General features: G+C 68.3%; 26 protein-coding genes. 22 read left to right on the top strand and 4 right to left on the bottom strand.

From position 1 onward, the window contains the following. Window positions 1-83 precede the first annotated feature (83 nt). The 7 genes from ACFQEY_RS14060 to ACFQEY_RS14030 all read left to right on the top strand — a co-directional run bounded on the left by ACFQEY_RS14060 (window position 84) and on the right by ACFQEY_RS14030 (window position 4,471). Complete coding sequence (locus ACFQEY_RS14060) at window positions 84-686, top strand: hypothetical protein (RefSeq protein ID WP_379769680.1); 603 nt, start codon at window positions 84-86, stop codon at window positions 684-686. 94 nt (window positions 687-780) lie between these two features. Beyond that, on the top strand, window positions 781-933 hold the full coding sequence (locus tag ACFQEY_RS14055) for an HVO_2523 family zinc finger protein (protein WP_379769678.1): 153 nt from the start codon (window positions 781-783) through the stop codon (window positions 931-933). A 195-nt stretch (window positions 934-1,128) separates the two neighbouring features. After that, window positions 1,129-2,094, top strand: a complete 966-nt coding sequence (locus ACFQEY_RS14050) for a phytoene/squalene synthase family protein (protein WP_379769676.1) — start codon at window positions 1,129-1,131, stop codon at window positions 2,092-2,094. Between the two features lie 28 nt (window positions 2,095-2,122). Beyond that, window positions 2,123-2,332 (top strand): hypothetical protein, encoded by a 210-nt coding sequence (locus ACFQEY_RS14045; protein ID WP_379769675.1) that lies wholly within the window; start codon window positions 2,123-2,125, stop codon window positions 2,330-2,332. Between the two features lie 109 nt (window positions 2,333-2,441). Further along, window positions 2,442-3,719, top strand: a complete 1,278-nt coding sequence (gene hisD / locus ACFQEY_RS14040; RefSeq protein ID WP_379769673.1) for a histidinol dehydrogenase — start codon at window positions 2,442-2,444, stop codon at window positions 3,717-3,719. A gap of 61 nt (window positions 3,720-3,780) precedes the next feature. Continuing rightward, window positions 3,781-4,146: a HesB/IscA family protein gene (locus ACFQEY_RS14035; protein ID WP_379769671.1), complete on the top strand. Its 366-nt coding sequence runs from the start codon at window positions 3,781-3,783 to the stop codon at window positions 4,144-4,146. A gap of 79 nt (window positions 4,147-4,225) precedes the next feature. Beyond that, complete coding sequence (locus ACFQEY_RS14030) at window positions 4,226-4,471, top strand: DUF5816 domain-containing protein (protein ID WP_379769669.1); 246 nt, start codon at window positions 4,226-4,228, stop codon at window positions 4,469-4,471. A gap of 136 nt (window positions 4,472-4,607) precedes the next feature. Here ACFQEY_RS14030 and ACFQEY_RS14025 read toward each other — a convergent pair whose 3' ends face one another. Further along, the gene (locus ACFQEY_RS14025) at window positions 4,608-4,736 is read right to left on the bottom strand and encodes a hypothetical protein (protein WP_379769667.1); all 129 of its coding nucleotides are present in this window, start codon (window positions 4,734-4,736) and stop codon (window positions 4,608-4,610) included. Window positions 4,737-4,799: 63 nt separating this feature from the next. Here ACFQEY_RS14025 and ACFQEY_RS14020 point away from each other — a divergent pair, with 63 nt between their 5' ends. From ACFQEY_RS14020 to ACFQEY_RS13995, 6 genes are all read left to right on the top strand, one after another. Continuing rightward, window positions 4,800-5,138 carry a DUF7116 family protein gene (locus ACFQEY_RS14020; protein WP_379769665.1) on the top strand — a complete coding sequence of 113 codons (339 nt, stop codon included), beginning with the start codon at window positions 4,800-4,802 and terminating at the stop codon, window positions 5,136-5,138. A gap of 101 nt (window positions 5,139-5,239) precedes the next feature. Further along, window positions 5,240-5,440 (top strand): dodecin, encoded by a 201-nt coding sequence (locus ACFQEY_RS14015; protein WP_379769662.1) that lies wholly within the window; start codon window positions 5,240-5,242, stop codon window positions 5,438-5,440. A 371-nt stretch (window positions 5,441-5,811) separates the two neighbouring features. Then, a complete protein-coding gene (locus ACFQEY_RS14010; protein ID WP_379769660.1) occupies window positions 5,812-7,188 on the top strand; it encodes an alanine--tRNA ligase-related protein in 1,377 nt (458 codons plus the stop codon). Further along, window positions 7,185-8,195, top strand: coding sequence for an AIR synthase family protein (locus tag ACFQEY_RS14005; protein WP_379769658.1), 1,011 nt, complete (start codon window positions 7,185-7,187; stop codon window positions 8,193-8,195). Before ACFQEY_RS14010 ends, ACFQEY_RS14005 begins: the two co-directional genes overlap by 4 nt. A 104-nt stretch (window positions 8,196-8,299) precedes the next feature. Beyond that, window positions 8,300-9,511: an acyl-CoA dehydrogenase family protein gene (locus tag ACFQEY_RS14000; RefSeq protein ID WP_379769655.1), complete on the top strand. Its 1,212-nt coding sequence runs from the start codon at window positions 8,300-8,302 to the stop codon at window positions 9,509-9,511. After that, the gene (locus tag ACFQEY_RS13995; protein ID WP_379769652.1) at window positions 9,508-10,095 is read left to right on the top strand and encodes an HAD family hydrolase; all 588 of its coding nucleotides are present in this window, start codon (window positions 9,508-9,510) and stop codon (window positions 10,093-10,095) included. The genes ACFQEY_RS14000 and ACFQEY_RS13995 overlap by 4 nt, the downstream gene beginning before the upstream one ends. Before the next feature lie 93 nt (window positions 10,096-10,188). Here ACFQEY_RS13995 and ACFQEY_RS13990 read toward each other — a convergent pair whose 3' ends face one another. Further along, the gene (locus ACFQEY_RS13990; protein ID WP_379769649.1) at window positions 10,189-10,458 is read right to left on the bottom strand and encodes a DUF5822 domain-containing protein; all 270 of its coding nucleotides are present in this window, start codon (window positions 10,456-10,458) and stop codon (window positions 10,189-10,191) included. Window positions 10,459-10,583: 125 nt separating this feature from the next. Between ACFQEY_RS13990 and panB the strand changes: the two genes are divergently transcribed. From panB to ACFQEY_RS13970, 4 genes are all read left to right on the top strand, one after another. Then, window positions 10,584-11,390 carry a 3-methyl-2-oxobutanoate hydroxymethyltransferase gene (gene panB, locus ACFQEY_RS13985; protein ID WP_379769647.1) on the top strand — a complete coding sequence of 269 codons (807 nt, stop codon included), beginning with the start codon at window positions 10,584-10,586 and terminating at the stop codon, window positions 11,388-11,390. A gap of 194 nt (window positions 11,391-11,584) precedes the next feature. Next, window positions 11,585-12,064, top strand: a complete 480-nt coding sequence (locus ACFQEY_RS13980; protein ID WP_379769644.1) for an HU family DNA-binding protein — start codon at window positions 11,585-11,587, stop codon at window positions 12,062-12,064. Window positions 12,065-12,186: 122 nt separating this feature from the next. Next, window positions 12,187-14,241 (top strand): DUF460 domain-containing protein, encoded by a 2,055-nt coding sequence (locus tag ACFQEY_RS13975; protein ID WP_379769641.1) that lies wholly within the window; start codon window positions 12,187-12,189, stop codon window positions 14,239-14,241. A 91-nt stretch (window positions 14,242-14,332) separates the two neighbouring features. Next, complete coding sequence (locus tag ACFQEY_RS13970; RefSeq protein WP_379769639.1) at window positions 14,333-15,319, top strand: tyrosine--tRNA ligase; 987 nt, start codon at window positions 14,333-14,335, stop codon at window positions 15,317-15,319. A gap of 41 nt (window positions 15,320-15,360) precedes the next feature. On the opposite strand, the gene ACFQEY_RS13965 is transcribed toward ACFQEY_RS13970, so the two are convergent. Next, complete coding sequence (locus ACFQEY_RS13965; RefSeq protein WP_379769636.1) at window positions 15,361-16,116, bottom strand: PDDEXK family nuclease; 756 nt, start codon at window positions 16,114-16,116, stop codon at window positions 15,361-15,363. A 102-nt stretch (window positions 16,117-16,218) separates the two neighbouring features. Further along, the gene (locus ACFQEY_RS13960) at window positions 16,219-18,561 is read right to left on the bottom strand and encodes a DEAD/DEAH box helicase (protein WP_379769633.1); all 2,343 of its coding nucleotides are present in this window, start codon (window positions 18,559-18,561) and stop codon (window positions 16,219-16,221) included. A gap of 203 nt (window positions 18,562-18,764) precedes the next feature. Here ACFQEY_RS13960 and ACFQEY_RS13955 point away from each other — a divergent pair, with 203 nt between their 5' ends. From ACFQEY_RS13955 to ACFQEY_RS13935, 5 genes are all read left to right on the top strand, one after another. Then, window positions 18,765-19,127, top strand: coding sequence for a TRAM domain-containing protein (locus tag ACFQEY_RS13955; RefSeq protein ID WP_379769630.1), 363 nt, complete (start codon window positions 18,765-18,767; stop codon window positions 19,125-19,127). A gap of 84 nt (window positions 19,128-19,211) precedes the next feature. After that, window positions 19,212-21,314: a minichromosome maintenance protein MCM gene (locus ACFQEY_RS13950; protein ID WP_379769627.1), complete on the top strand. Its 2,103-nt coding sequence runs from the start codon at window positions 19,212-19,214 to the stop codon at window positions 21,312-21,314. Beyond that, the gene (locus tag ACFQEY_RS13945) at window positions 21,315-21,674 is read left to right on the top strand and encodes a DUF7854 family protein (RefSeq protein ID WP_379769625.1); all 360 of its coding nucleotides are present in this window, start codon (window positions 21,315-21,317) and stop codon (window positions 21,672-21,674) included. Between the two features lie 51 nt (window positions 21,675-21,725). Then, window positions 21,726-22,064 carry a DUF7855 family protein gene (locus tag ACFQEY_RS13940; RefSeq protein ID WP_379769622.1) on the top strand — a complete coding sequence of 113 codons (339 nt, stop codon included), beginning with the start codon at window positions 21,726-21,728 and terminating at the stop codon, window positions 22,062-22,064. After that, entirely contained in the window at window positions 22,061-22,855 is a 795-nt protein-coding gene (locus ACFQEY_RS13935) for a DUF7856 family protein (RefSeq protein ID WP_379769620.1), read from the top strand. The genes ACFQEY_RS13940 and ACFQEY_RS13935 overlap by 4 nt, the downstream gene beginning before the upstream one ends. The last annotated feature ends 11 nt before the right edge of the window (window positions 22,856-22,866 follow it).

Here is a 22,866-nt window from a genome sequence, read left to right as displayed (position 1 = left end):
CCGGCCCGCTGCCCCTCCCTGACGATTATCAGCGGCGTGAATCGGCGTGTAACCCTTTTTACTCCCGACGCGGACCGTCGCGCATGGAACTCTCACGGCGCGGCGTGCTCGGCGGGATCGGGTCCGCGTTCGCGATCGGCGCGATCGGCTTCGTCGGTGCCGTCACGGTGTCGGACGATGCGGACGGCGGGACCGAGGCCGGCGGTGACGGCACCGTCGACGGCGCTGGAACGGGTGAGGATGGCGCTGGGGCTGGCGAGGACGGCGGTGGCGACGGATCGGTCGCGGCCGATCCGGACGCACCGTTTGCGGCGAGATTGCTGGATGGTTCGGGTGCTGACGGCGAGGACGGTGACGACGCCGACTCTCGGGACCTGTTCGACGCGGGCGATCTGTCTCGCGTCCAGGGCGTGGTGTCCGAGGACGGCGAGCACCTCGTGTACGTCGCGCTCGGCGACGGCGCGATCGAGACGGTACAGGAGCGGCTCGCCGAGTCCGGTGCGGTCGACGACCCCGACCGCTTCGTCGTGTCGATGTCGCTGGACGGGACCGAGGTCAGGCGGGTCGAATTCGACGAGGAGCGGGTGGCCGCGCTCACGGACGACGAGTGGGGCGGCGTGTTGACGCTCCCCTTCGGACAGGAGTCGGTCGCCGCGGACGTGTACGAGTCGCTGGCGGCGTCCTGACCGTCGGTGACGTCTTGTTCCCCACCACCGTCGCCCTGCTCCGGCCGAGCGGAGCGGTTTTGTCGCCGGCCCCCGTACAGCCACCCACGAAACGATGAGCGATAGTAGGGGATCCGGGCGGACGACGGGAGCCGAAACGGGCGGCCGTCCGTGTCCGATCTGCGAAACGCCCATGTATCATCGACACTGCAAGTACGTCTGTCCGGAGCACGGCGTCGTTTACGACTGCAGCGACACGTTTTATTGACGGACGTGACGGGGATCCGCCTCCGAACTCGGTGGTCGAATTCACCCGATTTCGTTCGGATATAACTGACGGAATCAATTCAGAGGAAGATGAAAGAAATCTCTTCTGGGCGAACTGTTATGTTACTGGAGTCCGACTTTTTTCCATGTTTGGGGACCCGCTATCGATCCTCCATGCCGGCCTGCAGAGGGCAGCATGGTAGAGAAAACGCAAGTCGTCCGGAGCAAGCGGATCCAGCGTCGCACCGGGACGACCTTCCACGTCGCGACCCGACTGCTTCCGAAGCGGATCCGCCACCCGACGTACGTACTGTACGGATTCTTCCGAATCGCCGACGAGGTCGTCGACGCCGCGGACACCGCCTCGCCGGCCGAGCAGCGCGCCGAACTGGCCCGGCTCCGCGACGTGGCGCTCGGGGAGGAGTCGACGGCCGATCCGGTGTTGGACGCGTTCGCCGCGATCCGCGAGGAACGCGGTATCCCCGACGACGACGTCCACTCGTTCGTCGACGCGATGGAGAGCGACATCGACACCGACCGGTACGAGACCTACGCCGAGCTGGAATCGTACATGGACGGCTCGGCGGCGGCCGTCGGCCGGATGATGACGGCGATCATGGACCTCGACGAGGAGGCGGAGTCGCGGGCGCTCCCGCACGCGACGAAACTCGGCGAGGCGTTCCAGATGACGAACTTCATCCGGGACGTTCGCGAGGACGTCGTCGAGCGCGACCGGATCTATCTCCCGATCGACACGCTCCGCCGCCACGGCGTGACCGAGCAGCAGGTCCTCGATTTGGCGTTCGACGAGAACGTCGGCGACGCGGTCCGCGAGGAACTCGCCCGGACGGAGCGGCTCTACGAGGAAGGCGTCGCGGGGATCAAGTACCTCCCCGACGACTGCCAGCTGGCGGTGTTGCTCGCGGCGGTGCTGTACGCGGACCACCACCGACTCGTTCGCAACCTGGGGTACGACACGCTGTCGACGACGCCGGAGCTCTCCTTCCCCCGCAAAATTTCGCTGCTCCTCCGGACGCGCTGGAAGTGGCAGTGGAAGCGGGACCCCGAGGCCGTGTTCTACGAGATGTGCGGCTGGTTCGACGGGGCGCGCGAACGCCGCGAACACGGCCCGCACGGGCCGAGCGTCGCACAGACGGACTGACGCGGGGGAACGAGAGGAGGCCACGGATATGGACAGGTCTCGGTTCGTCGGGCTCGCGCTGTTCGCGTTCGGACTGGTCTTCGTCTCCTTCATCGTCCGCGGGACGACCCGGCTCTTCGCATCCTACGAGCTCGCCGTGGCGCTGTCCGCGCCGATCCTCTTCGCCGCCGCCGCGCTACTGGCCGGACTGGTCGTGCTCGCCGCGCTCGACGCGACGGGGATCCGTCGGCTGGAGTGAGCGATGGAGGACTGAGCGGGCGGTCCTCGGGCGGTGACGACATCGCTGCCGTGCAGCCCGGCGTGAGTCGAGTCGGAACGCCCTTTTGACCGCGGCCCGGAGAGACGGTATGGACGTACGAACCGTCGCCGACCTCTCGCCCGCCGAACGTCGTGCCCTCTTCGAGCGCGACGCGGGCGTCGACGCGGTCCGCGACGACGTGAGAGAAATCGTCGACCGGGTCCGGACGGAAGGCGACGTGGCGCTGCGAGAGTTCTCCGAGGAGTTCGACGGCGTGACCGTCGGCAACATCGACATCACCGACGACGCCGAGCGCGCCCACGCGGAGTTGGACGACGCGGACGATCCGGTCCTCGACGCGGTCCACGACGCCGCCGCTAACATCCGGGAATTCCACGAGCGGCAGCGTCCCGAGGACTGGCGCGACGACTTCGGCGGCCGCGAGTTGGGACGTCGCTTCCGCCCGCTCGATCGCGCGGGCGTGTACGTGCCCGGCGGTGCGGCGGCGTACCCCTCCAGCGCGCTGATGGGCGTGATCCCCGCGACGGTGGCGGGCGTCGATCACGTCTCGGTCGCGACTCCGCCGGCCGAGGAGATCAACCCGGTCACGCTCGCTGCGATCCACGAGGCCGGTGCCGACGCGGTGTACCAGGTCGGCGGCGCGCAGGCGATCGCCGCACTCGCGTACGGGACGGAAACCGTGACGAACGCCCAGAAGGTCGTCGGGCCCGGAAACAAGTGGGTCACCGCCGCCAAGGCGATCGTGCAGGGCGACGTGGAGATCGACTTCCTCGCCGGTCCGAGCGAGGTGCTCGTGCTCGCCGACGGTACCGCCGACCCAGACCTCGTCGCGGCGGACCTCGTCGCGCAGGCGGAACACGATCCGAACGCCTCCGTGGTCGCCGTCACCCCAGACGCTGATCTCGCCGCGGCGGTCGCCGAGTCGGTCGACGAGCAGGCCGCGGGACGCGACCGCGATGAGACGATCCGCGCGGCTCTCGACAATGAGGCTTCGGGCGTCCTCCACTCCCGCTCGATGCCCGAGGCGGTCCTGTTCGCCGAGGAGTACGCGGCCGAGCACCTGTCGATCGTGGCCGACGACGACGAGGCGCTGCTCGCGAGGATCTCGAACGCCGGCTCCGTGTTCCTCGGACCGTACTCGCCGGTCGCCGCGGGCGACTACGCGGCCGGGACGAATCACGTGCTGCCGACGAACGGCGGAGCCAAGCGCTACGGCGGGCTCTCAGTGGACACGTTCCTCCGGTCGTCGACGGTTCAGCGGCTCGACCGCGACGCGCTCGCCGACCTCTCGGACACGATCACGACGCTCGCGGGGGCCGAGGGTCTGGAGGCGCACGCGGAGAGCGTCCGCAAGCGGTTCGAGTAGGCGGCGAGCGCTCTCCTCGTTCGCCGGCAGGGTTTTTACCGTTCGAGGGGAACGTATTCGTATGAGCACCGAAACGGTCGAGACTGGGACCGACCCGGCGATCGAAGTGACCGTCGACGCCGCGGAGGAGGCGCTAGCCCTGTTAGAGGGGGAGGACCTCGACACGGAGGAGGCCGGACTCCGACTGTTCGTCCAGCAGGGCGGCTGTGCGGGTCTCTCGTACGGGATGCGGTTCGACACGGAGCCGGAGGACGACGACCTCGTGGTCGAGCACCACGGGCTCCGCGTGTTCGTCGACCCCGCGAGCCGGAACTACATCGGCGGGAGCAAACTCGACTACGAGCACGGCCTGCAGGCGGCCGGCTTCGAGGTCGAGAATCCGAACGTCGTCTCCGAGTGCGGCTGCGGCGAGTCGTTCCGGACGTGATCGACGTGGCAGCCGCCATCGGACGCCTTCGGGAACGATACGTCGCGCTGTTAGGAGCGATCGCTCGAGAGATCGCCGTATGAGCCTCGACGCCTCGACGACGGCTGACGGCGACAGGGTATACACCGACCGAACGCGCGTCGAACGAGGCGTGGACGGCCCCTTCTACGTCGTGTTCTCCGACGCCGACGGGGCGTCTCGTTGGGGGTTCCGCTGCGGGAACTGCGGGTCGTTCGACACCGCGATGGACACGATGGGCCGGATCCAGTGCACGGAGTGCGGGAACCTCAAGAAGCCGGACGAGTGGGACGCGGCGCACGAGTGAGCGGGCGCGCGATCGTCTCGCTCCCTCGGCGTTGTCACCTTCGCTCATCCGTCGTTGGCACCTCCGCTCACCCGTCGTTGTCACCTCCGCTCATCCGTTGGTGTCACCTCCGCTCACCCGTCGTTGTCACCTCCGCTCATCCGTTGGTGTCACCTCCGCTCAATTGCTCCGTTTCGCCGCGCTCGATCGCTCCACTCGACCGTTCCGCATCTCCGGCGAGCGGTAGCGAGCGCACGACGGCGAGCGCCCGATCTCGGGAATCCACGCGTGATCGGCTCTGCAAAATCGTGAGAAAGTTTATCACGGAAGCCGGCGAACATCGCGGTAGATGGCCACTGCGAGCATCCCACCGACGACGGAGGCCAGAGACGTCTTTCGCGAACTCGGATACACCGTCTCCGAGGGCGGACAGGAGTTCGTCGCAGAACGAAAATGGCGGCGCGTGCTCGTAACCGTGCTGTGTCTGGAGGACGACGATCTCGATCCGTATCTGGCCGACGGCGGCGACGCTCCGCGGCTCCGCTGTTTCGTCACGTGGCGCAATCGGGCGGGCGACCTTCGCGACCGGCTCGTCTCCAAGAAGCCGCCGTACGACTGGGCGGTCATCGGCATCGAGGCCGACGGCGGGGACTTCGCGGTGATGGAAGGCGCGCCGGGTAGCCCCTGAAGACGGCTGTCGTCCGGTTCCGGTTCGGTCTCGACTCAGCCCGCGTTCGTCCTCACTCACCGCCTCCTTTTATACTCCCGTGCGTCCAACTAGCACGCGACATGGTGTTTAAAAAGATCACGCTGATCGGGACGAGCGAGGAGAGCTTCGACGACGCGGCCGACGACGCGATCGACCGCGCCGAGGACACGCTGGAGAACGTCTACTGGGCGGAAGTGCAGGAGTTCGGCGTCGAACTCAAGAACGCGCCGCAACGGGAGTATCAGGCCGAGGTCGAGGTTGCGTTCGAGCTGGCGGACTGAGGGGCCGACGCGCGTCGGAGAATCGGCGGTTCCTGCTTCCCGGCTTTTATCCGTCGTTGCTCTCATCGGTTCGGTTACCGTCTCCAACGCTCGGTCGTTCGTTTATAAGTCATTACGCTCGTCGGTTCGGTGATCACATCCCACACTCGGTTATTCGTTTATATGTGATCGTTGCTGGCGCGGTGAACACTCACAAAGCCCCAGCTGCGAGGCGCAAAGCGCCTCTGGCAGCGAGGGACTGTGTCCCTCGGGCAACCGGGGGAAGCCCGGTGACAGCCGGCGGCTCCGCCACCGAACAGCACCGGCACGTTCAGTTATAAGCGATCGGCGATGCGCCCACCTATTTATCCGATCGCGACCACGGACCGTTCATGACCGCGTCACGCGCGCCGGCGGAGCCCGAGGTCCGGGAGTTCGAGGCGAGGGTGGAGTCGACCGACGGCCGCGAGGTCGTCCTCGACGAGACGTACTTTTATGCCGAGTCGGGCGGCCAGCCGGCGGATCGAGGGACGATCGACGGCGTCCTCGTCGACGACGTGTTCGAGCGCGACGGGCGAGTCGTTCACGTCCTCGGCGAAGAGCCGTCGGACGCCCTCTCGGCCGGCGAGACCGTTACGGCGATCGTCGACGACGCGTTCCGAACGTACTGTGCCCGCGCACACACCGCCTCGCACGTCCTCTACGGCGCGGCTCGTCGGATCTGCGAGGACCTCGGCTACGCCGGCTTCGACATCGCCCCGGAGAAGATCCGCGTCGACCTGACGACCGCGGAGCCCCTGACCGACGCCGACCTCGTCGAGTTAGAGCGGCTCGCGAACCGAGCCGTCTGGGACTCGCTACCCGTGACCTGGGAGACGCTCCCCGAGGACGAAGCCCGCGCAGTCGACGGAATCGCCTTCAACACGAAGACCGAGGAGGGCGCGATGAGCGGAAGCGAAGCGGTGCGCGTCGTCACGGTCGGCGGGGGCGGCCGGGGCGACGGGAACGGTGCGGGCGGCCGGGGCGACGGGAACGGTGCGGGCGGCGCGGGCGGCGGAGAGGGCTCGGCCCCGGGTGACGCGACCGAGGCCGCGCCGTGGGACGTGGCCGCCTGCGGCGGGACTCACGTCCGGAACACGGCGGAGATCGGTCCGATTTCAGCGCTCGGACGTTCGAATCCCGGCGAGGGGGTGACCCGCGTCGAGTTCGCGGTCGGTCCGACAGCGATCGACCACTCGGCGGCGGTCCACACGGCGAGCCTCGACGCGGCGGCGAGCCTCGACGCGCGGATCGGCGACCTCCCGGACGCGGTCGAGCGGCTCCGCGAGGAGGCCGACCGGCTGGAGGCCGATCTCCGGGCGACCCGGAGCGACCTCCTCGCCGCCCGCCTCCGCGAACTCCCGACGACCGAGATCGACGGCGCGACGTGGGCGATCGGAACGGTCGCCGACGCGGACCCGAACGACCTGCGCGAGCCCGCGGAAGCCGTCCTTGGCGATGGCGAACGCGACGGCGAGCGCGACGGCGACGACGAGCCCGCCCCCGACGCGATCGCGGCGGTCGGAACGGGCGGCGCGCCGTTCGTGGTGGCTGCGGTCGCGAACGACGCGGTCGGAACGAGCGGCGAGGACGCTCCCGACGCCGGCGCGCTCGTCGACGCCGTCACCGAGGCGTTCGGCGGAGGCGGGGGCGGCGGTCCGACGTTCGCGCAGGGCGGCGGACTCGACGCCGATCCGGACGCGGTCGTCTCGTGGCTCCGGGACCGATGACCGGAAAGCTCGGCCCCGAGGCGCTCGCGGAGGTGCTCGCGGCGACGGGCGCGGACGACGCGGCGGTCGAGGTGGGTCCCGCCTACGGCGAGGACGCGGCCGCGATCGCTCTCGCGGGCGAGCAGTCGACGCTCGTGGTCGCCGCGGACCCGCTGTCGCTGGCCGCGGACGCGGTCGGTGAGCTGGCGGTTCACGTCGCCTGCAACGACGTGGCCGCGAGCGGCGCGGACCCCCGGTGGCTCACCCACACCCTCTTTTTACCCGACGACGATCCGACCCGCCGGCGGACGGTCACGGCGCAGGTTGACGAGACCGCCGCGGCCCTCGGCGTCGCGATCGTCGGCGGCCACACGGAAGTGTTGCCGTCGCTGGAGCGCCCCCTTTGCTCGATGACTGCGCTCGGAACCACGGACAGATTTGTGTCCAGCGGCGGGGCCGAGCCGGGCGACCGGCTCCTCCTCACGAAGGGAGCCGGGATCGAGGCGACCGCGATCCTCGCGACGGACTTCCGCGAGGCGTGCGCCGAGGCGGGCGTTTCGGCGGCGACGCTCGATTCCGCGGCCGGCTTCCTCGACGAGGTGAGCGTCGTCCCCGACGCGGCCGCCGTGCGCGACGCCGCGACCGCCATGCATGACCCGACCGAGGGCGGCCTGCTGACCGCGCTGGTCGAGACCGCAGCCGCGAGCGGGGTTGAGTTGGCCGTCGAGCGCGATCGGGTCCCGGTTCGGCCCGAAACGAGGGCCTGCTGTGACGCGCTCGGCGTCGATCCGCTGGCGACGTTCGGCTCCGGTGCGCTGTTGGCGGCGGTGCCGCCCGAGCGCGTCGGCGAGGCGACCGAAGCGCTGGCGGCTGCCGGGATCGCGGTCGGCGAGATCGGGGAAGTCCGGGCGGCGGATTCCGGTGATGGGTCCGACACCGGTGATGGGTCCGACGCCGGGACGGTCACCCTCGACGGCGACCGGATCGACGAGGTGCCGCGCGACGAGCTGTATCCCCTCTGGGAGTAGTGGGCACTGGGAGCCGCGCGGGTTCCCAGACCCTCGGCTCGCGTTCCCCCGCCGCCCCACCCCCGATCGCTCACCTTTTTCCGTGTGAGATCGAACTTCGCGCCATGACTGGGGCACGCGTCGGCTCGTCGCTCACCGACGAACAGGAGGCGGTCCGGGAGCTGGTCCGGGAGTTCGCGGTCGAGGAGGTCCGTCCGGGAGCGGGCGCGGCCGACGAGACCGAGACGTTCCCGGAGGACGTCTGGGACGGGCTCGCAGAGCTCGGGCTGACCGGACTCACGGTTCCGGACCGGTTCGGCGGCTTCGACGCCGACGAGACGACCTACGCGGTCGTCAACGAGGAGCTGGCGTACGGCCACCTCGCGGTCGCGACCGCGCTCTCCGTCCACTGTCTCGCGACCTCCTGTCTCGCCGAGTTCGGGAGCGAGACGCAGCGCGAGCGGTGGCTCCCCGACATGGCGGCCGAGGGACGACCCGTCGGAATGTTCTGTCTCTCCGAGCCGCACGCGGGGTCGAATCCGGCCGAGATGTCGACGACCGCCGAGTACGACCCGGAGACGGACGAATACGTCTTGAACGGCGAAAAGCAGTGGATCACGAACGGGGCGCGGGGCGGGGTCGCCATCGTCTTCGCGAAGGCGGTCGGGCCGGACGCCGAGGAGGCGGCGACGGACGAGGGCGCGGCGGACGACGCCGACGACGAGGGGTCGATCACCCAGTTCCTGGTGCCCGCCGACGCGGCGGGATTCGAGGTCGGCAAGAAAGAAGAGAAGCTCGGGCTGCGCGCCTCGGACACGACCGGAATCAGCTTCGACGACTGCCGGATCCCCGCCGAAAACCGGCTCACCGAGGAGGGGAGGGGGCTCTCGGCGGCGTTCCGCATCCTGACCGGCGGTCGGATCGGCATCGCGGCGCAGGCGGTCGGACTCGCGCAGGCGGCCTTCGACGAGGCGAAGGCGTACGCCGCGGAGCGCGAGCAGTTCGGTGAGGCTATCGCCGAGATCCAGTCGATCCGACACACACTCGCGGAGATGGCGACCGACGTCTCGGCGGCCCGGCTGCTCGTTCGCGAGGCGTGCCGGCAGGCCGAGGTGGGCGAGGACAACCGCGTCGCGGCCTCGAAGGCGAAGTACCGCGCCAGCGAGACCGCAATGTCGGTGACGAACGAGGCGGTCCAGATCCACGGCGGGTACGGCTACACGACCGACTTCGACGTCGAGCGGTTCTACCGCGACGCGAAGATCACCGAGATCTACGAGGGCACCACGGAGATCCAGAAGACGATTATCGCTCGAGGCCTGCTGAACGATCGATGAGCGACGCCGCACTTCTCGATTCGGACGCCTACGACGCGGTCGTCTACGACCTCGACGGCACCCTCGTCGATCTCGCGGTCGACTGGGCCGCGGTCGCCGACGCGGTCCTCGACGTGTACGCCGCGAACGTAGTGATACCCCCGACGGACGATCTGTGGGGGCTGCTCGAAGCGGCCGGCGAGTACGGACTCGCCGAGCGCGTGGAGGAGGCGATCGCGCGCCACGAGCGCCACGGGGCCCGCGACTCGACGCTGCTCCCGCTCGGAAAGCGGCTACTCGAGACGGGGGACGGAGGCGGCGGAGCCGTCCCCCGATCCGGCGTCTGCTCGCTCAACTGCGAGGAGGCCTGTCGGATCGCCGTGGAAACCCACGCGCTCGACGGCGCGCTGGTCGCGGACGCGATCGTCGGACGCGACACGGCCGAGACGCACAAGCCGGCACCGGAGTCGCTGCTCGCGGCGGTCGAGCGACTCGGGGCCGAACCGAAGCGCGCGCTGTTCGTCGGCGATTCGGAGCGGGACGCCGTCACGGCGGAGCGCGCCGGCGTCGACTACGCGTGGGCGAGGGACGCGCTCGGGCGGTGAGATCGGCGTCTCCGCTCCGCGGGCGAGGATGGTCGACCGGCGAGCGACTGCGGACGATCGAACGACCGCGGGCGATCGAGCGACTGCGGATGATCACTCGTCGCGGTCGTCTGCGCCACGCCGCCCGCCGTCGCCGGCCTCCGTGCGCTTCGCGTAGACCGCGACGGCGACGGCGGTGGCGAACCAGATCGGAGCGCCGACTCGGACTGCAAAGGCAACGCGAGCGCCCCACGTTTCGAGGGTGACGAACGCGGACAGGATGGCGACGATCGGGGCTCCGACGAGGATGGTGACGACGAACGTCGTCTGCATCACCCACCCGTAGTCGACGCCCTCGTACTCGGCCCGCTCGACGGGTTGCACGGCAGGCGTTCCGTGGCGGACGCGCAAATCGGTGACGGTCCGAGTGCGCCAGACGTGACGCACCTCCCGGTTCGGGATTTCCGGATTCCGGCGATTTTAACCGCTCGCGCGGGTGTGTTCGGGGCATGACCACGACGCGGGGACTCCGGAACAGCGAGGAACCGATCACGATGCTGACCGCCTACGACGCTCCGACCGCGGCGATCGTCGACGAGGCCGGCATCGACGTCGTGCTCGTCGGCGACAGCATGGGAAACGCCGCGCTCGGATACGACTCGACGCTCCCCGTGACGATGGCGGAGGTCAAGAGCCGGACCGCCGCCGTCGCCCGCGCGACTGACGACGCGCTCGTCGTCGCCGACATGCCCTTCCTCTCGTTCGGCGTCGACGAGGCGGAATCGGTGCGGAACGCCGGCGAACTGCTGAAAGAGGCGGACGCCGACGCGGTGAAGATCGAGAGCGGTCCGCACACCGTCGACATGACCCGACGGATGACGGACGTGGGGATCCCCGTGATGGCGCACCTCGGCTTGACGCCCCAACACGTCAACCGCCTCGGCGGGTACACCCGACAGGGGACCGAACAGGACGCCGCGGAGGAGATCGTCGAACTGGCCGGCGCGCACGCCGAGGCCGGGGCCTTCGCGCTCGTCTTGGAACACGTGCCCGCGAACCTCGCCGCGGCCGTCACGGAGGCGCTGGCGATCCCGACGATCGGAATCGGGGCAGGGCCCGACTGCGACGGGCAGGTGCTCGTGATCAACGACGCGATCGGTCTCGGCGAGTGGTCACCGCCGTTCTCCCGGCAGTTCGGCGACGTCCGCGGCGAGATGCTCGACGCGATCGCGGCGTACCGCGACGCGGTGACGAGCGGTGCATTCCCGGCCGAGGAGCACTCGCACGTCGAGGAGGACCTCAACGACCTGTACTGAGTCCGCTCCGTTGATACTCTCGGCAAGAGACGCGCGGTTTGACTCGGGAGCGGGTAGGACGGTGGAGGTGCGTATCACTCTCGACGGTGGACCCAGTTTTCGGCTTGAACGAGTTCGGTCCCGCCACATGCGCCGCAGGATTCGGGTGGGTCGAACGCATGCCCGCCAGATGAGCTCTGAACCGGCGTACCCGCATGGATTACTTGGCAGTCCTCACAAACGAACTCTTCGACGTGTTCTGGGCTATGCGCCATAATCCGATCTCAAACCCTACACATATAGTTAATATCTCAATTCTCCTCGGACTCGGCATGGTCGCGATCCCCACATCGGGTGCCGCAGCGGCCGGAGATTCGGACGGATACACGGACGAAGACACCGACGGAGACGGAGTCGTCGATGCGGACCGAATCGCAGCCGACACGCACCGTGATCCAGAGAAGGGCCTCTCAAAGGCGGACGAACAGAAGGCACATGAGGGGTTTGTCAACGTAACTATGAAAGGGCTACAGAAGGGCGACACCGTGTCGCTGATCGGGTTCGGCTCGTTCAGCACCTCGAAGCGGTCTGCCCGAACCGGACGCAATCCACAGACGGGAAAAGAGATCCAGAACGCGACGAAGAACGTGGTCAAATTCAAAGCGGGGGCTGAACTGTCCAAACGCGTGAACTAGTGTCGATTCAGGCCTGAGCGGCTAGCGTTCCTCCGGAAATCGCTCCTTCGTCGAGCGATACGGAGGTCGAAACCGCCACACCCGGCGTGGGGTATATACGGACCAACGACCTACTCGGCGGTGTGACAACCCGGACCATCCGCGCCCGCGATCGGCCGGTGTTCGGCGTCGACGTGCACAGCGGCGACGTTCGCGGCGACGACCCCTCCTACGCCCTCGTGATCTTGGACCCCGTCGACGAGGACGACCCGGACGCGCCGGACGCGGACGGCCCGATGGCGCGGGTGACTCGAGACGTGGTCTCGTTCCGGAAGCTCTGCCGGTTGATCGACGACCGCGAGCCCCTCTACGTCGCCACCGACAACGCCTACGAGCTGGCGGCGGACAAAAACGAGCTGGTGGGCTTTTTGCGGTCGCTGCCGGACGGCACCCGGCTGGTTCAGGTGACCGGTGCGGAGCGCCCGGAGCCGCTCTCCCGGGTCGCCTCCAGACACGGGATCCCGTACGGGAAAGAGCCGATGAAGGAGGCGGAGGCGTCGGCCAGGCTCGCCGCGGCCAACGTCGGACACGAGGTGACCGCGTTCACCGACGAGACGAGAGTGAAGGTGTCTCGCGGGCGCTCGACCGGAAAGGGCGGGTGGAGCCAGGATCGCTACACCCGGCGGATCCACGGCAACGTTCGGAAGCGGACTCGACAGGTTCAATCGAAGCTGAACGAGGCGAACCTCGACTTCGAGCGCGACGTGACCGAGAAGTACGGCGGCTACGCGAACGCCGTCTTCACCGTCGAGGCTCGCCCCGAGGACATCCCGGTGTCGAACTCGCGGGCGGGCGACGTGCGCGTCGAGGTCGATCGCGAGCGCCGCGACGGGATCGAATACGAGCCCCTCGTGCAGCGGCGTGATCGGGTGATCGTGGGGATCGATCCGGGAACGACGACCGCGGCCGCCGTGGTCGGGCTCGACGGCACCGTACACGAACTGTTCTCCTCGCGGACCGCCGACACGGGCGACGTGACGGAGTGGATAATCGAGCAGGGTCGCCCCGTCATCGTCGCCGCGGACGTGGAGCCGATGCCGGAGACCGTCGAGAAGTTCCGGCGGTCGTTCGACGCCGCCGGATGGCGGCCGACCACGGACCTCCCTGTCGACGAGAAGCTCCATCGGACACGGGAGACCACCTACGACAACGACCACGAGCGCGACGCGCTGGCGGCCGCGCTGTACGCCTATGACGACCACGAAGACCAGTTCGAGCGCATCGCGGCGAAGACCCCGCCGCGGCTCGATCGCGAGGCGGTGATATCGGGCGTCGTCGCCGGCGGGGCCTCTGTCGAAGCCGTCGTCGAGGACCTGAGCGAGGACGACGGGGACGGAGGCGGGAGCGGAGGTGCAGACGGCGAGTCGGCGGTCGATCCGACCGAGCCCGAGCGCACCGAGGAGGAGGAGACGATCCGGCGGCTCCGCGAGCGCGTCGAGCGCTTGGAGTCGCACGCCGAGTCGCTGGAAGACGACCTCACCGATCGCGACGAGCGGATCGCGAAGCTCGAGAGCGAACTGGAGGAGGCGAAACGAGAGGAGCGCATCGAGGCTCGCACCCGGCGAGCCGTCTCCCGCCTCGAACGCGAGACGGACCGGTTGGAGCGCGAGCGCGACGAGGCTCGACAAGCGGTTGCGGAGCTGGAGGGAAAGGTTGAGACGCTCAAGGAGCTGTGGCGGCTCGACCACTCCAACTTCGATACTGTAGCGGCAGACCAGGGGCTCGTGAGCGTGAAGGTCGTCGAGCAGTTCACGCTCGACGCGATCGAGACGGCCGACGAGGAGTACGGCCTCGTCGCCAACGACGTGGTGTACCTCCGGGACGCCTCGGGCGCGGGCCGCCGGACAGCCGAGCGGCTGGCCGAAACCGAGCCCCGCGCCGTGATCCGTGACGGGAACCTCTCGGAGGTGGCCGATCAGGTTCTGTTCGATCACGACGTGCCGGTCGTCCCCGTCGACGCCGTCCCCGTCCGCGAGGTCGACGAGCTGGCGGTCGCCGACGAGGCGGAGCTGGCGGCCGCCGTCGACGACTGGACGAACCGGGCCGAGCGCCGGCAGAAGGCAGAAAAACGGGAGCACCTCGACCGGATCATCTCGGAGCACCGGGCGGGACGGACGCTACCGGAGACCGAAGAGTAGGAAACTCGTCTCGGCTGACAGCGGTTCGTCGTCCGGGAGCCCTCCGCACGCATCCAGAAGTCATATGACCGACAATCGCACAGTCGTGCGTATGGACGCCTACGAGCGGATCACCCGGAACGCGGCCGAGGTGGTCACCGAGGAGGAGATCGAGGCGCTGGCCGACGACCCCGACGGAAAGCGGGCGTACGTCGGCTACGAGCCCTCGGGAGTCCTCCACATCGGGCACATGCTCACCGCGAACAAGCTCATCGACCTCCAGGATGCCGGGTTCGAGGTGACGGTGCTGCTCGCCGACGTGCACGCCTACCTCAACGACAAGGGCTCGTTCGAGGAGATCCGCCACACCGCAGAGCGCATGCGGGACCAGTTCATCGCGTACGGGCTCGACGAGTCGAACACGCAGTTCGTGCTCGGCTCCGACTTCCAGCTCGACGACGACTACACGCTTGACCTCCACTCGTTGGAGTTGGAGACGACGCTCGCGAGGGCCGAGCGCGCGATGGCCGAGATCACCTCCGGCGACTCGGTGAAGGTGTCGCAGGCGGTGTACCCGTTGATGCAGGCGCTCGACATCCCGTACCTCGGCGTCGACCTCGCGATCGGCGGGATGGAGCAGCGCAAGGTCCACATGCTCGCGCGCGACGTGCTCCCGAGTATCGACCGCGAACCGCCGACGAGCCTCCACACGCCGCTCATCGCCGACCTCGGCACCGGCCGCGGGAAGATGTCCTCTAGTACGGGCGTCACCATCTCGATGGAGGACTCTCGCGAGGACATCGAATCGAAGGTGAACGACGCGTACTGTCCGCCGACGGCCGACCCGGAGCCGACCGACGACGGCGAGTCGCGCGAGAACCCGGTCCTGCAGGTGTTCGAGTACCACGTGTTCCCGCGGTTCGAAACGGTCGTCGTCGAGCGTCCGGAGGAGTACGGCGGCGATCTGGAGTACGGGACCTACGACGGGCTGGAGGCGGATCTGGAGTCCGGTGAACTTCACCCCGCCGACGCGAAGGGCGCGCTCGCGGCGTACTTGGACCGGCTGATCGCGCCGGGCCGCGAGCAGCTCGCGGAGTAGCTGGCTAACTCCTTCGCCGGACCGCCGTCTCTTCGCCGCTTTCACCTCCTGCTCGTCGTGTGCCCCTCGTACTCGCAGGAGCCGTCGAGACAGCCGCGACCGGTCGCCGTCTCGAATACGGGGAGCCCACAGTCGCACTCGTCGACGACGATGCCGGAGGGGATCGAGAACGTCGTCTCGCAGTTCGGGCGGTTCTCGCAGGCGAGGTACACCCGACCGGGCGCGAACTCGACGGTGAGGTCGCCCTCGCAGTCCGGGCAGTCCCACACGCGGTCGAACCGGTCGCTGACGGCCGCTTCCATTGGGTCGCAGGCGGGATCGAGACAGAGGTGGAACGGCTCGCCCCGCTCGACGCGGATCTTCGGCAGCCCGCAGTCGTCACAGACGCCGTCCGTGACGCTCGCACCCGCGGGGAGTCCCCACCGCGTCTCACAGGCGAGACAGACCACGTCGCCCCGCGATCGCACGAGCGCTCCGCCGTCCTCGGGGCAGGTGCCAACCGGCACGCCGGCCTCCGTGACGGGTAGCGCGCGGCTCGCGGTCGCCTCTTCGGCGACGACCCTGAGTCGGCGAGCGCCGTCGCGGGCGGTGATGGAGAACCCTTCGCCGTCGCCCTCGACGACGACCGAGTCGGGACGAGTCAGCCACGCCACCGGCTGGTATCCGTCGGCGTCGTGGACGAGGGTGGTATCATCGGGTTTAATGAGGACGACGACGCGCCCGCGGTGAGTGCGCGAGCGGTCGCCGCGTTCGGTCACTCGACAGTCGCCTGCGAACACGCGGAGTCGTTCGGGCATACGACGGGTGGCCGCGGTATGGGTGAAAAGCGGTCGGCGCGAGGATTTATATACCTCGTCGCCGGCGACGATTCGCGAGATCGGATTTCGACGCCGACCCGCCTACTCCACCCGAACCGTCCGCGTTGCCCTGACCGGCATCAGCGGCAAGTCGGGGAAGACGACCTCGACGACGAACTCCAGTTCGTCGGCCTCGGGCGGGCCGAATACGCCGACAGGAACCGTCGTCTCGCCGTCGAGGTACGTCGACGTCGCGGTCATCTCCACGTCGTTGACGGTCACTCGGATGCCCGTCCGGGCGCGGCCGGAGACGGCGGCCACGGCGACTTCACACATCTCGTTTTCGCCGACGGCGATGGCGTCGGGGAAGTCGCCCCAGTCGACGTCGATCCGGGGACAGTCCCGCGCGGCGTCGACGATGCGCTCGGCGACGGAGCCGCTCATGCCGGCGTTTTCGAGTTCCGTCGTGCCGGCGTCGACGACGGCGGCGGGCGAGGTGAGCCCGGCGTCCACGAGCCGTTCCGCGCGGCCGGACCCGACCCCGTCGATCGCGGTGAGCGCGACGGCCTCGCGGGAGACGCCGTGCTCGACGCGCGCTTCGACCCGACACGCAAGGTTGGCGGCGCGCGCCCCGGCGAACCGGTCGAGGAATTCCGAGAGCGCGGCGAGCAGGCGGAGCGCGTTCTGCCGGATCACCCACGCGTCCGAGCGCAGGTCGGAGGGGATGGAGTCAGCCATCCCCGCGAGCAGGATGGCGAACACCTTGCGGTGACCGTCCTCTAAGTCGGTGTCGCGCCCGTCGAGGATCCGGTCGATCGCGTCGGATTCTGCGGAGCGCGCGGAGACGGAGTCGAACTCTCCGGCGGCGGCGACCGTTTCCAGGATCCGATCGACGGTAAGCGTCTCGCGGTCCGCGAGCCGATGGAACCGGCGGGCGGTGTCAAGTCGGAGGTAGTACTTCGAGGCGAGCCGCCCAAGCGCCGACGGTTCGATCGCGAGGTCTTCGTCGGCCGCGACGAACCCGTCCGCGACGAGCGAGTCGAGGGTGTCGCGAACGCGGTCGCGGAGCGTCGCGAAGTCGTACTCCTCCGGCTTCGACGCCGCGCGGACGTAGTAAAAAGTGGTCTCCAGCCAGTCCATCACGTCCTCCAACCCGCGGATGGTCCCCATCGCGATCTCCGCGTTGAGGTGGGATTCGAGCTCGGCCGCGAGCCGCGATTCGATCTCTTTGCCCTCCTCCAGCAGCGCGCGGTACCTGTCGGCGTCGGCGTGATCGCAGACGACCCAGCCGTACCCCACGTCATCGTATCCCGGGCGGCCCGCGCGTCCCAGCATCTGGAGCACGTCGAGCGGGGAGATGTCCGTCTCGCCCTCCAACGGGTCGTGGTACTTCGTGTCTCTGATGACCACACAGCGCGCTGGGAGGTTCACGCCCCACGCGAGCGTCGACGTCGAGAAGAGCAGCTTGATCTTCCCCGCTTTGAACCACTCCTCGACTCGGTCGCGGTCCTCCTTTCCGAGCCCGGCGTGGTGGAATCCGACCCCGTCGGTGACCGACTGCCGGAGGGTGTCGTTGGTGAGCTCTTTCGCCTCGTTGTGGAAGTCGTAGTCGCCCCGCGAGTCGATCGGAATGTCGCGGTCGGTGATCTCGTCGCGGGCCTTCTTGGCCGCCTGCACCGTGTCCTGCCGCGAGGAGACGAACACGAGCGCTTGGCCGTCCTCGCGGACGTGCGGCTCGGCCAGATCGAGCGCTCGGTAGAGCCGTCGGTACTTGTCGGCGAAGGCGTTCGAGCCGTGCGAGTACGTCTTGACGTTGGTCTCAAGGTCAACCGGACGATACGCGTCGCCGAACTCGTAGGTCGTCTCCGCGGGCGCATCGAGCCACTCGGCCACGTCGGCGACGTTCGGCATGGTCGCCGAGAGCGCGACGACGCGGGGGTCCTGGAGCCGGCGGAGCCGAGAGACGGTGACTTCGAGCACCGCGCCGCGCTTCTCCGAGTCGAGCAGGTGGACCTCGTCGATGACGACGCAGTCCACGTCGGTGATGAAAGAGTAGCGCGCGGAATCGTGTTTGCGGGTGGCACTGTCGGCCTTCTCCGGGGTCGTCACGAGCACGTCCGCGCGTTCGGCGCGTCGCGGATTCAGGTCGCGCTCGCCGGAGACGACGTACACCGAATAACCGAGATCCTCGAACCGTTCCCATTCGCTCTCTTTCTCGTTCGTGAGCGCGCGGAGCGGCGCGATAAAGAGGGCGGTGCCGCCCTCCGAGAGCGTCTTGCAGATCGCGAGTTCGGCGAGCGCGGTCTTTCCGGAGGCCGTCGGCGCGGACGCGACGACGTTGTGGTCGGTCTCCAAGATCCCCGGCAGCGCCTCGCGCTGCATCCGGTTGAACTCCTCGAACCCGAACGCGTCGGCGAACTCCGGTACCGCGTCGGTTACCTTCACGCCGGACCACGCCCGTGGGCGACTCGCCGGCGACCGAGACTGGTTCGCATCACGTCGACCCGGGGGCTTCGAGAGCAAAGGCGTTTCTCATGTGACCGCCGCCCTGGCGTCGCGCGCCCGGCATCCCGAGCGCGGCCACTGCGAACCCCTTGCGTTTGGGTCGGACCCCGAGCGTTTAGGTGACCCCGGGTCGACCGACCCGTATGCTACCGTCATCTCCCGCCGTCGTCGCCGCGGCGGCCGTGATCGTCCTGTTCGTCCTGCTCGTCGCCGTCCGCCGTCTTCGTGCACCCTCCGCCGAGGCCCGCGAGTCGAAGCGCGCCCACGAGGCCGCCCGGGAGCGTGACCCCCCCGTCGAGATCGGCGAAACCTACGAGTTCGGCGTCACGGAGCTCACGGACCACCACTCGGGCGAGGAGGTCGCCGTCGGCAAGGTCGAGGGGTTCGTCGTCTTCACCGAGGACATCCCGGGCGGCCTCTCGAAGGGGGACGTGATCCGCGCGAAGGTGCTCTCGTTCAACGAGGGGCGTACCTCCGCGGACGCGACGTTCGTGACGAAGGCGTAGCGGGCTGTTGATCGACCCCGAAACGAGGATCACGTTCGCCCCGAGCATGAAGTTCATACGTGATGCCGACGAAGTGGCGTCGTAATGGCTCAGGCCGGGAATCAGGACCTCACGGAGCGGTTCATTCAGTTCTACCGCAACTACTACCGCGAGGAGATCGGCACCCTCGCACAGCAGTACCCGAACGAACAGCGCTCGCTGTACGTCGAGTACGACGACCTCTACCAGTTCGACCGCGACCTCGCGGAGGACTTCCGCACGAAACCGGATCAGATGCGCGAGTACGCCGAGGAGGCGCTCCGGCTCTACGACCTCCCCGCGGACGTCAGCCTCGGCCGCGCGCACGTTCGGATAGAGAACCTCCCCGAGAGCATCGACATCCGCGGCATCCGCGTTCATGACGACCACATCGGCAAGCTCGTCTCGATCAGGGGAATCGTCCGCAAGGCGACCGACGTCCGCCCGAAGGTGACCGAAGCGGCCTTCGAGTGCCAGCGCTGCGGCACGATGACGTACATCCCCCAGAGCGACGGCGGCTTCCAAGAGCCCCACGAGTGTCAGGGCTGCGAGCGACAGGGTCCCTTCCGCGTCAACTTCGACCAGTCGGAGTTCATCGACTCCCAGAAGCTCCGTATCCAAGAGTCGCCCGAAGGACTCCGCGGCGGCGAGACGCCCCAGTCGCTCGACGTCGACATCGTCGACGACATCACCGGGAAAGTGAGTCCCGGAGACCACGTCACTGCCGTCGGCGTCCTTCACATCGAGCAGGTCGAACAGGGCAACGAGAAGTCCGCCATCTTCGATCTGTACATGGACGGCGTCTCCATCGCCATCGAGGACGAGGAGTTCGAAGACATGGACATCACTGAGGCGGACAAACGCGAGATCATCGAACTCTCCAACCGCGAGGACATCTACGACGCGATGGTCGAGTCCATCGCGCCCGCCATCTACGGCTACGAGGAGGAGAAGCTCGCGATGATCCTCCAGCTCTTCTCCGGGGTCACCAAACACCTCCCCGACGGCTCGCGGATCCGCGGCGACCTGCATATGCTTCTTATCGGAGATCCAGGAACTGGAAAAAGTCAGATGATCAGTTATGTCGAGAATATTGCCCCGAGATCCGTTTATACATCAGGAAAAGGATCATCTGCTGCAGGACTCACGGCCGCAGCTGTAAGAGACGACTTCGGCGACGGCCAACAGTGGTCGCTCGAAGCCGGCGCGCTCGTCCTCGCCGACAAGGGAATCGCCGCGGTCGACGAACTCGATAAAATGGATTCGTCGGACCGCTCCGCGATGCACGAGGGGCTCGAACAGCAGAAGATCTCCGTCTCGAAGGCGGGAATCAACGCGACGCTGAAAGCGCGGTGTTCGCTTTTGGGCGCGGCGAACCCCAAGTACGGCCGGTTCGATCAGTACGAGCCGATCGGCGAGCAGATCGACTTGGAGCCCGCGCTTATCTCGCGGTTCGACCTGATCTTCACCGTGACGGACAGCCCGGACCCGGAACACGACTCGCGGCTCGCGAAACACATCATCAAGACGAACTACGCCGGCGAGCTCAACACCCAACGCGAGGAGCTGGCGAGCTCGGAGTTCACGCCGGAACAGGTGGCGGAGGTGACCCAGGAGGTCGCACCGAAGATCGACGCGGAGCTCCTGCGGAAGTACATCGCCCACGCGAAGCGGTCCTGTTTCCCGACGATGACGGAGGAGGCGAAGGGACTCATCGAGGAGTTCTACGTCGACCTGCGCTCGAAGGGAGCGGACGAGGACGCGCCGGTCCCCGTCACTGCGCGGAAGCTGGAGGCGATGGTCCGGCTTTCGGAGGCGAGCGCGCGGGTCCGCCTGTCGGACACCGTCGATCGCGAGGACGCCGACCGCGCGACCGACATCGTCGAGTCGTGTCTCAAGGACATCGGCGTCGACCCGGAGACGGGGCAGTTCGACGCCGACGTCGTCGAGACGGGCACCTCGAAGAGCCAGCGCGACCGCATCAAGAACATCAAGGGACTCATCGCGGACATCGAGGACGAGTACGAGGAGGGCGCACCGGTTGAGGAGGTACTCGACCGCGCCGGCGAGATCGGGATGGACCCCGGGAAGGCGGAAGCGGAGATCGAAAAGCTCCGGACGAAAGGCGAAGTGTACGAGCCAAAGCAGGGGCACCTGCGGACGACGTAGATGGATCGAATATCCGCGATACGGAACGTCGAGGACGCGCTCCGGGCGTTCGAGAACGGCGATGCGGACCTCGTCAACACGGAGCGACGCGTGGCCGCGGTGTTGCGGACGTACGCGACGGAATTCGAGGGCGAGGACGACGTGTTCCGCGCCGTCGGCGAGGAGCCCGCCGACGGGCGGATCGTCGTCGCGTCCTCGAAGCCGGCCGCGCGTGAGCGCGTGCTCAGGCTCTCAGGAATCGACCCGGACGACCGTTCCCTGCAAACGGGCGGTAACACGGAGAATAACCGAGACAACACCGGAAACCTGACAGGATCGAAAAACGATGCAGTCCCCGATTTCGACATCGAACGCGTCTGATTGTCGGACGGGTTCGCAACCGATAAGTTCCGGAGCCGACCAGTCGCGTTCGTGTTGTTGGTCGTGACGTATTCGGCGGCGGCTCGAACCGCCCTTCGAAACCTGTGTCGTCGCCACGAAGACGCGGTCGTCAGGCGGTTCGGTCGCGCGGCGCTGCTCGACGCGACGGTGTACGCCGCGTTCCTCGCGCTCCGGCTCCGTGAGTCACATCGCGAGGACGTACAGATCGAGCGCACGGAGCCGTTCAACGAATTCGTCTCGCTCGACGGTCCGGTCCGCGAGGCCGCGAGCGCGTACGCGAACCGCGAGACGAAGTCGACGCCGTACGCCGCGTTCGCGGCCGGCACGGATCATCCGCCCCCAGACGCGATGAAGGGCGAGGAGCTGTGAGCGGCTCGCCCGATCCGACCGAGGCGGCCGATCCGATCGAGGCGATCGTCGATTCTCCCGTTCCCGATCCTGCTGCGGTACTCGGTCGAGTGCCGACCGGCACGACTCTGCGTAGCGAGCTCGCCGCGGCGGCCCGTTCCCTCGGGCGCTCCTCGTCGATCAGCGGCGAGCTGTTCGAACTTCACGAACGGGTCGCGTCCATCGAGGCGGAGCCCGTCGACCTCGTCTCGCCCAGGCGACGAGTCGCGGAGGCGGGCGGCGAGGAGTCGCGGCTGAAAGAGCGGGTCGCGGCGCTCCGCGGCGACGTCCGTGCCCGCCGCGAGATGGAAGCCGACGCGGACGGAGCGCTCGCCGATCTCGAATCGGCGGCCGCGGCGCTATCGAGCGCCCAGACGGAGCGCATCGCCGCCGAACAGGCGCTCGAACGAGCCCGCGAGCGAGCGGCGAGCGCCCGAGATGAGCGGGAGCGGCGGCTCGCACTTCGGGACCGGCTGCGGAACCGCCGGCGGGACGCCCGTCGGGAGCTCGCCATCGGCGTCTATCCGGAATTTCGAGAGGCCCTATCCGGAGTTCCGGGCGGCGACCCCGCCGACGCCGGTGCCGCTCCCTCGGAGTACGACGGACCGCGGATCGCGGCGTCCCTGGCGGCGGTGCGACTCGCGGACCTCGATGGCTCGGTCACGCTCGGCGAGGCGGCGTCGTCTTGGCTCACAGCCCGCGACGGGTCGATCGCGCCGGCATCGGTAATCGACGGGGAGCCGGCGTCTCCCGACGGACTCGGTCAGCGGTGATCGGCTCCGCG

The sequence above is a fragment of the Halorubrum trueperi genome, assembly GCF_042662525.1.
Lineage (GTDB): Archaea > Halobacteriota > Halobacteria > Halobacteriales > Haloferacaceae > Halorubrum > Halorubrum trueperi.
The sequence above is the reverse complement of the archived record's forward strand: the minus strand, read 5'-3'. Positions and strand labels throughout refer to the sequence as shown.

Bases quoted from the DNA above. Each gene is read 5' to 3' on its own strand.
- ACFQEY_RS14060 (WP_379769680.1), top strand. From the start codon at position 84: ATGGAACTCTCACGGCGCGGCGTGCTCGGCGGGATCGGGTCCGCGTTC.
- ACFQEY_RS14055 (WP_379769678.1), top strand. From the start codon at position 781: ATGAGCGATAGTAGGGGATCCGGGCGGACGACGGGAGCCGAAACGGGC.
- ACFQEY_RS14050 (WP_379769676.1), top strand. From the start codon at position 1,129: ATGGTAGAGAAAACGCAAGTCGTCCGGAGCAAGCGGATCCAGCGTCGC.
- ACFQEY_RS14045 (WP_379769675.1), top strand. From the start codon at position 2,123: ATGGACAGGTCTCGGTTCGTCGGGCTCGCGCTGTTCGCGTTCGGACTG.
- hisD (WP_379769673.1), top strand. From the start codon at position 2,442: ATGGACGTACGAACCGTCGCCGACCTCTCGCCCGCCGAACGTCGTGCC.
- ACFQEY_RS14035 (WP_379769671.1), top strand. From the start codon at position 3,781: ATGAGCACCGAAACGGTCGAGACTGGGACCGACCCGGCGATCGAAGTG.
- ACFQEY_RS14030 (WP_379769669.1), top strand. From the start codon at position 4,226: ATGAGCCTCGACGCCTCGACGACGGCTGACGGCGACAGGGTATACACC.
- ACFQEY_RS14020 (WP_379769665.1), top strand. From the start codon at position 4,800: ATGGCCACTGCGAGCATCCCACCGACGACGGAGGCCAGAGACGTCTTT.
- ACFQEY_RS14015 (WP_379769662.1), top strand. From the start codon at position 5,240: ATGGTGTTTAAAAAGATCACGCTGATCGGGACGAGCGAGGAGAGCTTC.
- ACFQEY_RS14010 (WP_379769660.1), top strand. From the start codon at position 5,812: ATGACCGCGTCACGCGCGCCGGCGGAGCCCGAGGTCCGGGAGTTCGAG.
- ACFQEY_RS14005 (WP_379769658.1), top strand. From the start codon at position 7,185: ATGACCGGAAAGCTCGGCCCCGAGGCGCTCGCGGAGGTGCTCGCGGCG.
- ACFQEY_RS14000 (WP_379769655.1), top strand. From the start codon at position 8,300: ATGACTGGGGCACGCGTCGGCTCGTCGCTCACCGACGAACAGGAGGCG.
- ACFQEY_RS13995 (WP_379769652.1), top strand. From the start codon at position 9,508: ATGAGCGACGCCGCACTTCTCGATTCGGACGCCTACGACGCGGTCGTC.
- panB (WP_379769647.1), top strand. From the start codon at position 10,584: ATGACCACGACGCGGGGACTCCGGAACAGCGAGGAACCGATCACGATG.
- ACFQEY_RS13980 (WP_379769644.1), top strand. From the start codon at position 11,585: ATGGATTACTTGGCAGTCCTCACAAACGAACTCTTCGACGTGTTCTGG.
- ACFQEY_RS13970 (WP_379769639.1), top strand. From the start codon at position 14,333: ATGGACGCCTACGAGCGGATCACCCGGAACGCGGCCGAGGTGGTCACC.
- ACFQEY_RS13965 (WP_379769636.1), bottom strand. From the start codon at position 16,116: ATGCCCGAACGACTCCGCGTGTTCGCAGGCGACTGTCGAGTGACCGAA.
- ACFQEY_RS13955 (WP_379769630.1), top strand. From the start codon at position 18,765: ATGCTACCGTCATCTCCCGCCGTCGTCGCCGCGGCGGCCGTGATCGTC.
- ACFQEY_RS13950 (WP_379769627.1), top strand. From the start codon at position 19,212: ATGGCTCAGGCCGGGAATCAGGACCTCACGGAGCGGTTCATTCAGTTC.
- ACFQEY_RS13945 (WP_379769625.1), top strand. From the start codon at position 21,315: ATGGATCGAATATCCGCGATACGGAACGTCGAGGACGCGCTCCGGGCG.